The sequence below is a fragment of the Bifidobacterium sp. ESL0822 genome (genome assembly GCF_052606675.1).
The window spans coordinates 552,776-565,179 of sequence record NZ_CP199596.1 but is presented as its reverse complement, the minus strand read 5'-3'; the positions used below and the strand labels follow the sequence as shown (position 1 = coordinate 565,179).

14 protein-coding genes are annotated in these 12,404 nt (G+C 53.1%); 2 read left to right on the top strand and 12 right to left on the bottom strand.

Going from position 1 to position 12,404, the window contains the following annotated elements; genetic code table 11:
• Window positions 1-8: 8 nt before the first annotated feature.
• From ACUIAF_RS02340 to ACUIAF_RS02330, 3 genes are all read right to left on the bottom strand, one after another.
• Window positions 9-809: an ABC transporter permease gene (locus ACUIAF_RS02340; protein WP_445338915.1), complete on the bottom strand. Its 801-nt coding sequence runs from the start codon at window positions 807-809 to the stop codon at window positions 9-11.
• Complete coding sequence (locus tag ACUIAF_RS02335; protein WP_445338914.1) at window positions 806-1,558, bottom strand: ABC transporter permease; 753 nt, start codon at window positions 1,556-1,558, stop codon at window positions 806-808. The genes ACUIAF_RS02340 and ACUIAF_RS02335 overlap by 4 nt, the downstream gene beginning before the upstream one ends.
• A 95-nt stretch (window positions 1,559-1,653) precedes the next feature.
• Window positions 1,654-2,673, bottom strand: a complete 1,020-nt coding sequence (locus ACUIAF_RS02330; protein ID WP_445338913.1) for an ATP-binding cassette domain-containing protein — start codon at window positions 2,671-2,673, stop codon at window positions 1,654-1,656.
• Window positions 2,674-3,009: 336 nt separating this feature from the next.
• Here ACUIAF_RS02330 and ACUIAF_RS02325 point away from each other — a divergent pair, with 336 nt between their 5' ends.
• Both ACUIAF_RS02325 and ACUIAF_RS02320 read left to right on the top strand, forming a co-directional pair.
• Window positions 3,010-3,813 (top strand): MerR family transcriptional regulator, encoded by an 804-nt coding sequence (locus ACUIAF_RS02325; RefSeq protein ID WP_445338912.1) that lies wholly within the window; start codon window positions 3,010-3,012, stop codon window positions 3,811-3,813.
• 84 nt (window positions 3,814-3,897) lie between these two features.
• The gene (locus tag ACUIAF_RS02320; protein WP_445338911.1) at window positions 3,898-4,425 is read left to right on the top strand and encodes a hypothetical protein; all 528 of its coding nucleotides are present in this window, start codon (window positions 3,898-3,900) and stop codon (window positions 4,423-4,425) included.
• A 296-nt stretch (window positions 4,426-4,721) separates the two neighbouring features.
• Here ACUIAF_RS02320 and ACUIAF_RS02315 read toward each other — a convergent pair whose 3' ends face one another.
• The 9 genes from ACUIAF_RS02315 to ACUIAF_RS02275 all read right to left on the bottom strand — a co-directional run bounded on the left by ACUIAF_RS02315 (window position 4,722) and on the right by ACUIAF_RS02275 (window position 12,227).
• Window positions 4,722-5,132: a DUF2511 domain-containing protein gene (locus tag ACUIAF_RS02315; RefSeq protein ID WP_445338910.1), complete on the bottom strand. Its 411-nt coding sequence runs from the start codon at window positions 5,130-5,132 to the stop codon at window positions 4,722-4,724.
• A 52-nt stretch (window positions 5,133-5,184) separates the two neighbouring features.
• Window positions 5,185-6,045, bottom strand: coding sequence for an ATP-binding cassette domain-containing protein (locus ACUIAF_RS02310; RefSeq protein WP_445338909.1), 861 nt, complete (start codon window positions 6,043-6,045; stop codon window positions 5,185-5,187).
• A gap of 31 nt (window positions 6,046-6,076) precedes the next feature.
• Window positions 6,077-6,835, bottom strand: coding sequence for a murein hydrolase transporter LrgB (locus tag ACUIAF_RS02305; RefSeq protein ID WP_445338908.1), 759 nt, complete (start codon window positions 6,833-6,835; stop codon window positions 6,077-6,079).
• Window positions 6,832-7,449 carry a hypothetical protein gene (locus tag ACUIAF_RS02300; protein WP_445338907.1) on the bottom strand — a complete coding sequence of 206 codons (618 nt, stop codon included), beginning with the start codon at window positions 7,447-7,449 and terminating at the stop codon, window positions 6,832-6,834. The genes ACUIAF_RS02305 and ACUIAF_RS02300 overlap by 4 nt, the downstream gene beginning before the upstream one ends.
• Window positions 7,450-7,556: 107 nt before the next feature.
• The gene (locus ACUIAF_RS02295) at window positions 7,557-8,402 is read right to left on the bottom strand and encodes a hypothetical protein (RefSeq protein ID WP_445338906.1); all 846 of its coding nucleotides are present in this window, start codon (window positions 8,400-8,402) and stop codon (window positions 7,557-7,559) included.
• A 14-nt stretch (window positions 8,403-8,416) separates the two neighbouring features.
• The gene (locus ACUIAF_RS02290) at window positions 8,417-9,013 is read right to left on the bottom strand and encodes an RNA polymerase sigma factor (RefSeq protein WP_445338905.1); all 597 of its coding nucleotides are present in this window, start codon (window positions 9,011-9,013) and stop codon (window positions 8,417-8,419) included.
• Between the two features lie 218 nt (window positions 9,014-9,231).
• The gene (locus tag ACUIAF_RS02285; protein WP_445338904.1) at window positions 9,232-9,765 is read right to left on the bottom strand and encodes a ClbS/DfsB family four-helix bundle protein; all 534 of its coding nucleotides are present in this window, start codon (window positions 9,763-9,765) and stop codon (window positions 9,232-9,234) included.
• A 312-nt stretch (window positions 9,766-10,077) separates the two neighbouring features.
• Window positions 10,078-11,463 (bottom strand): hypothetical protein, encoded by a 1,386-nt coding sequence (locus ACUIAF_RS02280; protein WP_046322885.1) that lies wholly within the window; start codon window positions 11,461-11,463, stop codon window positions 10,078-10,080.
• Between the two features lie 32 nt (window positions 11,464-11,495).
• A complete protein-coding gene (locus ACUIAF_RS02275; protein WP_445338903.1) occupies window positions 11,496-12,227 on the bottom strand; it encodes an ABC transporter ATP-binding protein in 732 nt (243 codons plus the stop codon).
• Between the last annotated feature and the right edge of the window lie 177 nt (window positions 12,228-12,404).

Here is a 12,404-nt window from a genome sequence, read left to right as displayed (position 1 = left end):
CATCAAAATTAGACTGCTCTGCGGGCCTCGTGCCGGAATATAAGGAGGCTGATCAGCACCCAGAGGATTGCCGTCATGCACGAGGCCGCCATAGAGGCCGTAGACGCGATATTGCCCATGTCACGGGCTGCGGATGCAGTGGTGATCAGGGCCAGCGGATAAGGCAGTGCCAAGGCAGGTGCGGCAACCGACAGCGCACAGCCTGCCAGAGTGAGCAGAAACATGATGCTCATGGTTGAGGCAAAGGATTCGGCTCTGGCAGCTATGGCTTGGGTCAGAGTCATAATGGCCCACACTGACAACGTCATCGGTACGCCACGCATAAGATAGGGACCGAGTTCCGCAGGGTCGAAGCCTCCTACCAGAACACCCACGAGTATGAATTCGGATTCGAAAATGGCGACGGTAAGGAGGGATGCCAGCAGTCCGTGCAGCATCTTCCCGACTATGGCGGTCCCGACCATGCCGGAGGCATTAAGGCGCTGCCAGTTGCGTCCCTTGTGCTCGTTGGCTTCAACCTGGGCTGCAAAGGCTGCGACCAGGACTGGTATGAAGACCATACTTGGCAGAAGGATCGCCTGCCCCCAGACCGCAGCCCAGGTCACTCCTTGAACCTGGAAGTCCGGTCTGTAGCTCTGGTACTGGTCCCAACCGTTGAATATTCCTATGGCGTCGAAGAGCACTGTGGCCAGCCAGTACCAAGTATTGCCGGCCTTGCGGATCTCCCATCTGAAGGCGGCAGTGATCGATGGCCTTGCGCGATTCATCGGGCTAATGGTTATGGTGTTTGTCGAGTACTGTCTGTTCATCGGTCTGACTCCTTGACCTTGATGACGAATGCTGATATTCCCGACCAGATAATGCAGACCAGAAGGCTGGTCAGGACCTTCATCCAGGGGTTGGTGACCAAGGTCATTCTGGCAAAACCATCAGAGCTGGCTGAAAACAGGAACGGGCTGGCCGCGGAACTGATCCCGGCTGGGAAGAACCAGCCCAGACCCGGCATACTCATCGGGCCCAGTCCAGTCCCGATCAGACCGGCTATCACACCCAGTCCCAGGCCTATGGCCTGCCTTTCGATAGTCAGGGAGAGGGCGAGTTGTATGGCCGTGACAGCCATGGATGAGAAGCAGGCAATCAGTGTCGGAAGGAGTATGTATTCGGCCAGACTGCCCTCGATATGAAACCCTTGTGCTGAAGCCGTCAACGGTATCCAAGTCAGAGGAATTACGAAGCAAAGTGTAAGCGCGCACCCCGCAACTACGAGCTTGGCAAGAAACCTCCCAGTCGCACTCTGGCCTAGGGATCGCCATTTGAGATCCATGCGCTCGCTGCTCTCCATGACGGCAAGCCGGCTGGTCAGCAGCGCTGCAAGGATGGGTGCCAGCAGACCGACAGTTTGGAATATCTCACCTTGTGCAAGGGCTACGGTACGAGTGGCGGGGTTCGCAGACTCGGCTCGTTTCATGAAGGCCAAGCCCGACCATGCCGAAACCAGGGCAATCATGCCCAAGGCCATCCACCAAAATGAGGAGCCTTTCAACTTGCGAAGCTCCATCGAAAGCAGAACAAGTAGCCCTCCTGGATGGGATGGGCGTGGCGGTTTTCCCAATCGAAATTCTTCGGACCGCATGGAGATTGATTCGACAGAGCTCATCGTGTGCTCCTCCGTTTAAGACCGGACGGCTTCATACCACTCTGCGCTACATGGTTCTGTAAGACATAGTTTTGTGAAATATGGTTCCGCGGGTTTTCCACTAGTTCGAGGAAGGCCTCTTCCAGGCTTTTGCGTTCGGAGGCGACACGGTATACCTGCAGACCATGCGAAACCAGTCGAGTTACCAGCGCCCCGATTTGTGGATCGGGTATCTCGGGAATGCGCAGGGTTGCGCTCTTCCTGATATATTCGTGGTGAATGCCTTGAGTTTCGAGCATCTCTGATGCGAGCCCAGGATCGGACACCCGTAGATCGATATGACCCTCTTCCCGCAGGTTTTTCAAAGTTCCCTGGTAGAGCAAATGACCATCGGCAATGATGCCAACCACCGGAGCCATCTTTTCAATCTCCGACAGGATATGGCTGCTGATGATGACAGTGACCCCCTCCGAGGCGGCCAAGTCCATAATCATTCGTCGCACCTCGACCACTGCCTCGGCATCCAAGCCATTGGTGGGCTCATCCAGGAGCAGGAGCTCCGGATGCGAGATCAGCGCCATGGCGATGCCCAGCCGCTGCTTCATCCCCAGAGAGTAGGCGCCCGCCTTCCTCTTCTCGTATCCCCGCAATCCAACCTTGGTGAGCACTTCTGAGGCAGCCGAAACTGGCAGATCCAGATAATCGGCTACCATGCGGCAGTTATCGAGACCTGATAGGCCTGGATAGAAGCTGGGTCCTTCAATCATGGAGCCCACACGGCCCGGCTGGATCCTGCTCTTCTTTCCGACCTGCTGTCCAAGCATCCATATGCTTCCAGCAGTCGGTTTTGTCAATCCCAGGAGGAGTTTCATGGTTGTCGATTTTCCGGCTCCGTTTGGTCCCAGCAGTCCGTAGACTCCGCCAGCCTGTACCCGTAGATTCAGCCCATCCACGGCTTTGAATCCGCCATAGGCCTTGACCAACCCCTGTGTGGCCACAGCCAGTTGCGGGTCATTGTTTCCGTCCGTATATGCCATTGCGCATCTCCTTCCAATCGGAATTCAACTGATTTCTATGCAAGTTCGGCGGGCGCAATCCTTCAACGCGGGAAAAGAAACTGTCCCCTGCAGGGGACAAGTCGCTGCTGATGAGGCTGATTTGTATCCATAGGAAAAGAGTCTTGCTGGATTTAGTCGTCTTCATGATTGAATAGGGGCTACTCTGCAAACAAGCAGAACCAAAAGCGTCCTCATCAAGAACCTGTTATTGGGTATTGGGACGCTAGGGGCCGGCGTGTGTATGCACTCACTCACCCATCCCCCAGAAAACAAACGATTTGACCTTGACATAATGGCAGGGTTTAGGGTCAAGGCATGACACGGGAGAGCGAATTCAGTGGCGAGGGCAACAAGAACGGCTTGAGCATCGGTCAGATGTCTGAGTTTATTGGGGTCAGTCGGAGAATGCTGCGCCATTGGGAGCAGGAAGGACTGATCTCACCCCTTCGCGACCAGTCGAATTACCGGCATTATCTGCAGGATGACGTCGCACAGCTGGAGCGAATTGTGACATACAGGGAGATGGGCTTCAATGCCCGACAAATCAAGGCATTGCTCAAGTGCAAGGCACCGCTGGCCTTGGATGAGTTGCGAGGTCAGCGTTCGCGGATTGAGGTGAAAATCCAGCTTCTTAGGAAAGCTGCGGATCGTTTGGACCGGCTCATAACCCTTGCCGAGGGGAAGTCGGGTAATGATTCAGCCGCCACGAAGACCGATCAGGAGGACCAGTACTTTTCGGAAGCATACGAACGCTGGGGTACTAGCAGGCAGTGGCTTGAGTATGCGGAGCGAAAAGCCATGTGCTCCGAGCAAGAGCGGAAAAAGGACACGGCCTGGCTCAAAAATGTAGAAAGTGAGCTTGCACAAGCCAAGCGAAAAGGTCTGCCACCGTCCTCAGATAAGGTTCTCGAACTGATTGACGAGCATCGGCAGGCTCTGTCATGGTTTCACGTAACGCCTTCCATGCACGTCATTCTTGGACGCATGTATGTGGCTGATCCACGTTTTAGATCCCACTATGAACGACTGGAACCTGGATTGGCGCAATGGATGCTTGCTGCAATCGAAGCTGAGGCTCGTGCAATCGGGATAGATCCGTCAACCGCTAAATGGGAGTGACGCAGTCAGTGTCCTCCATCTACGTATCACGTTTTCTGTTTGACAACCCAATTGAAAATCCTTCAATTAAGGAACGAGGTAACCATGCACAACCATGACCAGCCCAAAGCTACTGCTTATACAGGTGCAGCCATAAGTCCTGTGCCGGAGCCAGGGAAGGATGCGGAGCCGCCGGAGCCTTATAGGGGCATTTACCTCATGCCCATGTTCATGTGCCTGTATAGCAACGATCTAGAAGAATCAGAGGTTTTCTGGACGCAGGGATTGAGTTTCATCAATTTATACACCATGCCAGGCGTGATGATTCACTTGCGGCGCTGGGCCTTTCAGGATGTGCTGATTCGCAAGAGTGGCCCCAAAGCTGGCAGCCCTGACACAGAGATGGAGTCCATAGGAAGCCTGAGCGTAGCAGTCACGGAAAAGCAGATCGGCAAGATTGTGGATGCATGTGAGCGCCTTCGTCCGGGATCCACTTCAGCTCCAATACGTAAGCCGTGGAACTCGCTCGAAGCTAGGATTCACACTCCAGAAGGCCTGGCCCTTACCCTTACGGCTGCCTTGGCTGTCGATAAAAAGCAGACCGAAGTTTATCTGAATTCGCACGGTCAATGAGCAAAGTTCAAGCCCTCCTCCGTCATGATTTGATTCTAAGAGCAACGATTAGATGTACCTAACGGCTGGTGGGTTAAAACATAAGGCTCTATGTCTTTGAGCAGATAATTATTGGCTCCAGCCTCGATGGCCGGCAGAACGTGGTGGTAAGAGGTGCATTCCAACAGCGCTGTCAGCCAGTTGAATGGCACGGCTGTAACAGAATGTAGATACACAATCTGGCAGGTTGCTCTGGACCCGGTAAGATCAGTTAGGCTACCTGAAGAGGACAAACCGCAAAGCTCTGTAAAACTGGTTTATTTTGGTATGTTGCAGACCGAGAAGGCGAAACTCATCAGAGTTCCTACTGACTTACTCTTGTCTGATTTTAGTGTTTCAATGCTTTTGAGATGCTCATTGTCTTGTACATGGTTCAGTGCGTACTGTTCACCATCTGAGGTGGTAAAGCGGAGGATGGGGTCTCCCTGCTTGCTGAGCTTGCATGACACGGTGCCCTCATCAACTTTAAGAGGCCAGGTGTGACCCAGATCTTCTTTCGAAATTGTTTGTGGGTTGCTGGTAGCTGCAACCTTATTGCTTCCATCAGTGGAATACTCTTCAGGGTGCTTCATGCCATCAGTGCAGCCGACAACCCCCACTGTCAGCATAATTGTGGCGCATATAAGCAAAATGGTTCTGAAGCTCTGCTTGAGTCGCTTTATAATCATTCGACCTTCTTTCACACTTGAGTATTGGGTGTTCTTGCGTAAGAGGCGGTTTCTAGCGCTCGCTGGCCAAAGCCATATATCCGTCCTCAAGGTTGGGCGCGGTTTCTACAGAGCCCGCGGGCGGTGTATCGGTAACTATGCGGTATCTTATCCCCTGTGGGGTGGGTTCCGCGTTGATGATTGTGGCATTTTCCGGTGGGGCCGCGATGGGGGGCGTGACCCAGGTATGACCGGCAGCTTCATGGATCAGCCCCTCTGTCGGCCCGTCATACTGGTTGCGTCCGCAACGTAATACACACACCCAAGGGCAGGTTTGTGCAACATCATCGAGTATGTGGGTGGAGAGGATAACGGTTCGATCCTGTCCCAGTTGGGCAAGGAGTGTGCGGAACCGCATGCGCTCTTCGGGATCCAACCCCGCTGTGGGCTCGTCGACTGCCAGCAGCTGGGGGTCGCCCATAAGTGCCTGTGCGATGCCAACCCTGCGCCTCATACCCCCGGATAGGCCCCGGATAGGTAGGTTCATCACGTCTTCCAATCCCACTTGTCCCAGGAGGGTATGTGCCTGCTCCAGCCGTACGTGTTTGTTGTCAATCATTTTCAAGACGCCGATATAATCAAGGAATTCAAGTGGCGACAGGTTCTCGTAAGGGGTGATGTGCTGAGGCAGATAACCCAAGTGACGTTTTAGATTTCGCCTATTGGCCGGCGAGGACAGGTCCTGTCCATCAATAAAAACTTTACCTTTAGTCGGTTTGATTATTCCGGTGAGAATGCGCATGAGGGTTGTTTTGCCGGCACCATTTGGACCAATAAGCCCTATCATGCCCTCTGGAAGATCAACGGTCAGATCGTTCAAAGCGGCCGGTCTCCCCCGAAAATCCTTGGTCAGATGGTCAATCGAGATAAACATGTGGGTAATTCCTTTCAAAGACGGTAGATAGTCAGACCCGAACTTTCACGTGGTTGGAGGCCATATTTGCACCAGTGAAAAGGAGGAAGATAATACACACCTGCCAGAGCAGGGATATGACTCCTGATTGGATGGTAAAGGGGCCGTTCGCCGGTATGTACATAGGATTGGTATGAAACCATCCCTGCGCAATGGGATCGCCAATGACTGCCAGGGGGCCGCCATTGAGTGTTGGAAGTGGTAAGAGGGGGGTATAGAAAGCAAGCCAAGCCCATACCAGGACGGCAAGAATTCGGGCTACGATCGTGGGCAACAGGGCTCCCAGCAGGGCGGATATCCCCATAGCAATCAGTATTGATGGCGCGAGTATGACAAATGCTACTGCCAGGGCCACCAGTATTGCCTTGCCGTTGCCGTTAAAGGCTTGGTAGATTGCGATCAATAGAAGGAAGAGCAGGGAAGATGATATGCAGATGACCCAGGCTCCCAAGACATGAGCTGAGCGGATGACGGCCATCGGCAAGGGGGAGGTGGATTCAAGTTCGTCCATACCTGTTCGCCTACCGGCAGTCATAAGGTCGCTAAAAGCTGCTGCGTATGCCAACGGGGTGAACATAGCAAGAACCTGTCCGGTAAAGACAAGACCATCTGTGTTGCTGAATCCAGGTGACATAGGAGAAGCATAGGCCAAAAAGAGGGCGAAGAGCGCCAGCGGCATGCTGGCTATCCATAAGGCTTTACGCCGATAAAACATCAGTAGCGTGATGCGTACAAGACTCAGTATCCTCATAGGGCTGCCATCTTTATAACATTGCGCTCCGCATCATTGCAGATTTTCCATCCGAAGATGGCTCCTGCTGTTGCAATAAACAATGGAATGAGTCGTTGCCGGACCGGATCGGTTATGTATGGATCCCATATAAAACATAAAAACAGCCAAATAGCCATGGAAGCCAGCGACGATGTTGGCATAGACGTGGTGAGTACGGCTATAAGGAAAACCAGACAGTTGACAATGAATATACTGCCAACCGGGGTAATGATGCTCACCCATCCCATGTCACGTGGCCAAAGTCGCATCATATGCAAGCCGATAAAAAGAAGGCCTGCGGCAGCAAGAAATGCTCCGGTAATGATAAGCAGCCTGGTCACTTGAACTTTCCGCCATCCAGTTGGAGTTGACTCAGCAAGTTCAACGATTGGGTCACCATTGAGCACAAAAGCTGTAGATAGGCCAGCAGCAATTACTGGCACCTGAGTGAGAACTATCATAACTGGCCGTATGCGACCCGGTGACCAACTGCCTTCCAGTACGAAGCCCGCAAGAAGAATACCTGCGGTCAGTATGAATGGCAGTAATACCAGCCTATAAAACCTCTTGAGCTGTATACCTACGAAAGCCAACCTCGTCCACCTTCCTCATATCTGGTTTTGGCCTCGGCTGCCGCCAGACATTGCTCGCTGCTTGTCCTGTCTGCTTAGTTAGTAGCGAGAGAGGATGGAAAGGTTCATTAATTTTTGTCTCCAGCGGCGAGTCGAGTATGCCAGGCAAGAGGGGCTGTAAGGATAACAGCAGATAGGAGTCCCACTGTCAGTAGGATGGTCCCTGCCCAGGCTGCGGTTGTAGTGGGTACCGAATTGACCCATGCCGGTAGGAAAAATGATGACCTAAAGTTCTGCAAAGTTCTCAATAGTGGTGCAAGTACCCCTATGAGCAGTGCAATCCAAGAGCATTGCCATATGCATAAAAGGGCCACGATATTCGCCAGGAGTGTTATGGGGGCTATCGTTTGGGCAATAACCGGCAGGGGCCTTATTCCAGGGTTGATCGCAGTGACAATCAATAAGGCTGCTCCCCCGACGACAATATTGGAGATAAAGGCCAGGAGCAGTCTAGTAGCTACTACAACTTGAGGTCCAAGGGGCATACTGAGCATTAATTCGTGATCATCTTTAATGGAAAAAACCAGGATCATGGTCAGTGCCATGTTGAGCATGAGCATATTTGAAAAGATATGCAGACCGAGACTGCCGTAACGTGCACCTTGCATAAGGTTGCTAATTAAAACGGAGCACGCTGCTATCGCAATTTCCACCAGTAAGATATATCGCGGTATGAGGCGTAATTGTGCCAGAACAAGCGGGCCACAGGAACGCACTCGACGCATGAATGGTATCGGTTGATCCGTTGCCAGCGACGGCTTCTGGTGGATGGCCTTCAGTACGCTAGTAAAAGCCGGAACTGCCGGCTGAACATTCTGCTCTTTTTCCCTAAGCGCCTCTTGAACTTCACCCCGGTATTCTTCGGTGACCGGGCCTGTGCTGTCTGGGCTTTTGCTCTTATATCGGTCTGTCATAATCACCCCTTCAATTATCTCTGGCTCGGCACTTTATGAGTTTTGACAGGAGCGAGGTCGGTCAACTGCGGGCGCAGGATCTGTCTTGCCCGGGCAATGCGAGATTTCACAGTCCCAACCGGGACGTCGAGCAGGGAGGCTATTTCCGTGTAGGGTAACTCGTGGAGCCAGGCCAGCGTCACCGTGTATGCCATTTCTGCTGGGAGTGCATCAATCCTTTGCCGTATTATTTCCATCGTCAGATCCTTATTGACCAGTTCTACAGGCTCCAGCTGATCATCGGTTATTGAGTCAAGTTCCGCCTGATCCATTTGGTCAGGTGGTTTCGGTTTGCGACGTTTCATATAGATTTGCCGCCGGGCGATGCTGAGTATCCAGGTGAGCACCTTGCTGTCTGTGCGGAAGGTTTTTGAGGAACGCCAGCAGCCCAGCCAAGTGTCAGCAAAAACTTCGCCGGCATCCTCATCGTCGGATATTCGCAAGGAAATAAAGGCTTGGACGGTATGCGCATACTTATGGTAAAGTGCTTCAAAAGCCGATTCATTTCCGTCAGCCACCATCTTGATCAGCCTTATGTCATCAGTATCTGGATCAATGCGAGATCGTTTCACTGATGATGTCCTTTCGATGATGTCCCTTCGCCATTATGGGGATATGCGTCCTTCGCCGTCGTGCATACTGCTATGCAAGCGGTTGTCGCGGTTATGCTCCATTGCTATTACGAATATGCTGAAATGCTGCTTTTAGGATCGCCCATCCTGTGAATCCCATCGCATGGCAACCCATTATTGACTGTGTATAAAGCCGCTTCTTTTGGGTGTTCTGTCGCTTATTTGCGTCCTTTCAAGTATTTACGTATCTTCTTCAGGGCCCAGTCGTAATGGCTGGAGGTTGAAGAGATGAAGGCAGAGCCCAAGGTAGAGTTTCCTGTCCATGGGAGGGCGCCCTTGGTGAACAGCTGTTCGTTGGTGAACGATTGCGCCAGGGCCATGACCTTCTTATGGGATTCGATAAACAGGTTCAAGGCCTGATCGTAGGTGGTGTCATCATGCTTGTCTCGCAGCTTGACATTCATCTCGCCGTAATTGCGCCAGTTGTAGCCGTCAGGAAGAAAGTCGTGGGTCCTGCCCTGCTGGTTGTCCTCCACCCAGTTCAACAGCAGCTGATGCCACTCGTAGAGATGGACGAGCACATCCTTGATGTTCCTGTCGCGTGCCCAATGGGCCCCCTTCTCCTTGCTCAGGTCGAAGGAAAAGCGGCCATTGCGTTCTTCGGGTGTCAGCGGCTCAAGCAACGCCACGAGTTTGTCGAAGCCATCATCAGCCGCCTTGATGAGTTCTTCCTTGGTGGTCGGTCGCGCCATGACGGTCCTCCATTTGTCTGTTGTTGACAAGATTTGACTGGTTGATTGTCACCGGTCTCGGTTTGCCATCGACTGTACCCTATATGGGCCTTGCAAATGCTCGCGTGTAGGAAATCGTCGCATACTCCTGTGTTTACCTGTATTGGTGGAAAGCCATCAAGTGCTCACAGTTGTATCTACCAATTAAATTCATCAAGCCGAGCGCTGCATATACCGACTTAATTTATTTAACAATAGACATGGAGGAATGACAGAGGTCGGCAGGCCCGCTGTGGCTCAAATATGTATTCGCGTGCATGCAGCGAGGCTTTATTATTCGCCGATGGCATGAGATATGACACTGACTGAGTTCTCGAACCTGGTGGTCAGAGCTTGGATTCCTGTGGCTGCGGCACCAAGCAGGGATACGATGAGCACCACTACGATCCATGCGCCCCATTGCACGCTCATCTGTGCTTTGCCCATGAAGCGTGAGAGCATGAAAGTCAGGGATGAGGTGCAGAGCAATGTGATGACCAGGGAGAACAGTGCGCTGGTAATCATAGTGATGATGCCGTCAAGCGCGCCCAATACTCTGAGCTGGCCGATTCCAGCACCTGATACGTAGGTCAGCGCCAGATCAAGTCCTCTGCCTTTGGAAGTGATCAAGGTGCCTGCAATTGCACCTGTTATCGCGATGATTATTGGCGGTCCAGTGAGCGCCAAGAGACTCGCAAACATGTCTGTGGTCGCCGGAACGCTGCCTGGTGTGTGGGGAAAAGCGACTAGCAAGGTGGTGATCATTGTGCTCAACCCTCCGCTGACGGTCATCAGCAATGATAGACCCGCAGTCATCGGGATTATCGTCGCTCCCTGGCGCTGTATGCTGCCGACAGCCTGTTGGCCTGCCAGCCTCCAGGTTCTGGATGGCAACGCTACAATACGCGTCCATATCGCCGTGAAGCCGGGCAGGAGATATGGCGCGAAAGCTGCCAGCGAAAATATCAGGAGGAACATGCCGCCCATGGCGAAGGCGAGAAATACCGTCATCCGATCTGGAGCGGCATCGCTGCTCATCTGACTGGCACGAGGGTTAGTTGCAAGTGCAAAAGCTGGAATCAGCAACATGCAGCCAGCACCAATCAAGCATACGATTCCCAGGAGGAAGCGGAAGACGCCTATCCGCTTTGGAGGGTCCTGGGATTGCCTGAGGGCTTCCATTGGTCGTATTTTCGAGAGCGAACGGATAGTCAACAAGGTGCTTATGAAGATGGGCGCAGCGCTGAAAGCGAGGCCTTTGCCTAGCGAATCGAACAGGTGGCTGCCGGCATAGGTCAAATGCAAATCAAATGGATTTGTCACCATGGCGAAGGTCAAGGGCGTAATCACCGGCAGCAAAAGGCAGGTGGCTGCAATGGACAGGATGAATAATCCCATGACTATCAGCAGATTCCAGGCCAGCAGTTGCCAAGGCAGAGCGCCTTGCAAAACCATGAGCGCCAGTTGATGCCGGCGTTGATTCAGTGCTGAATTCATGACCCATAGCAGCACAGCTATGGTGATGATCACGCTGAATGCCAAGGCGGGACCAGTGTATGTGGATCCAAGTACCTGCTCCGGGCCCTGATAGTCCTGATCAATGATCGTGGCGATCGCGATGAGGGAGCAGATGACAGTCTGGGATACGACCATGGCCAGCAAGACGGCGCTCCAGACCATGGGCGCTGCTTTGAGTTCGGACAGAGCGCCTCTCATGCCATGGGCGCTTTCGCAGAGAATGACTGGCTGATTCGGCCATCGCGCACGGCAAACAACCGATCGCACTGACCTGCCACTTCATTGCTATGCGTCACCAGTATGATGGTTTTCTTCTCGTGGTTGGCGAGTTCCTTCAGCACCGATATGACCTTTTCTCCGGATTCCTGATCCAAGGCGCCAGTCGGCTCGTCCGCGAATACCACGTCTGCGTCGGATAACAGGACGCGGGCCAGGGCAACACGTTGCTGCTCGCCGCCCGACAGCAGGGTGACGCTTTTCTTTTTCTGATCGATCAGGCCAAAGTACTTCAAGAGGGAATCCGCCGTCTTTCTGGGAAAGCGGGATCCGCGAAGGGTGAATGGCAGGGCCAGATTCTGTTCGACTGTCATGCTGGTGATCAGGTTGTAGGACTGGAATACGAAGCCTAGATGCTGGCGTCTGAACTTGGTCATGGCCGACAGCCCCAGACGAGTTATGTCCTTGCCCAGCAGAAGCACAGTGCCGCTAGTGGCCTTCTCCAGCCCAGCCAGGCAGTACAGCAGCGTCGATTTTCCGCTACCTGACGGCCCGATGATGCCGGTCATCTCCCCCGGATAGGCAGTGAATGCGATGTCATTGAGAATGGTCAGTGAATCGCCGCGGCGCGGGGAGACCACCATGGACAGCCCCGTAGCTTCAATCGTTGGTGTCGGGCCTCTGCTTTCGCTTACGTTGGGGTTATTCATAGTTGCATCTTTCCCTTGGATGATCATCGACGACCTTCCAGACCGAGGCATCTACGCCCAGTAATGCTGATTCGCCTCGCAGATGTCATGTGCCCTCGTTCGTCGCTTGACCCTGTATGACGGTCATCCTTGTCGTCATCAGTCAATTCCATTGATATCAGCGAAAGAAGGGATGAA

Excerpts from the sequence above, each read along its gene's own strand:
- ACUIAF_RS02340 (WP_445338915.1), bottom strand. The coding sequence starts at position 809 with ATGAACAGACAGTACTCGACAAACACCATAACCATTAGCCCGATGAAT.
- ACUIAF_RS02335 (WP_445338914.1), bottom strand. The coding sequence starts at position 1,558 with ATGGAGCTTCGCAAGTTGAAAGGCTCCTCATTTTGGTGGATGGCCTTG.
- ACUIAF_RS02330 (WP_445338913.1), bottom strand. The coding sequence starts at position 2,673 with ATGGCATATACGGACGGAAACAATGACCCGCAACTGGCTGTGGCCACA.
- ACUIAF_RS02325 (WP_445338912.1), top strand. The coding sequence starts at position 3,010 with ATGACACGGGAGAGCGAATTCAGTGGCGAGGGCAACAAGAACGGCTTG.
- ACUIAF_RS02320 (WP_445338911.1), top strand. The coding sequence starts at position 3,898 with ATGCACAACCATGACCAGCCCAAAGCTACTGCTTATACAGGTGCAGCC.
- ACUIAF_RS02315 (WP_445338910.1), bottom strand. The coding sequence starts at position 5,132 with ATGATTATAAAGCGACTCAAGCAGAGCTTCAGAACCATTTTGCTTATA.
- ACUIAF_RS02310 (WP_445338909.1), bottom strand. The coding sequence starts at position 6,045 with ATGTTTATCTCGATTGACCATCTGACCAAGGATTTTCGGGGGAGACCG.
- ACUIAF_RS02305 (WP_445338908.1), bottom strand. The coding sequence starts at position 6,835 with ATGAGGATACTGAGTCTTGTACGCATCACGCTACTGATGTTTTATCGG.
- ACUIAF_RS02295 (WP_445338906.1), bottom strand. The coding sequence starts at position 8,402 with ATGACAGACCGATATAAGAGCAAAAGCCCAGACAGCACAGGCCCGGTC.
- ACUIAF_RS02285 (WP_445338904.1), bottom strand. The coding sequence starts at position 9,765 with ATGGCGCGACCGACCACCAAGGAAGAACTCATCAAGGCGGCTGATGAT.
- ACUIAF_RS02280 (WP_046322885.1), bottom strand. The coding sequence starts at position 11,463 with ATGGTCTGGAGCGCCGTCTTGCTGGCCATGGTCGTATCCCAGACTGTC.
- ACUIAF_RS02275 (WP_445338903.1), bottom strand. The coding sequence starts at position 12,227 with ATGAATAACCCCAACGTAAGCGAAAGCAGAGGCCCGACACCAACGATT.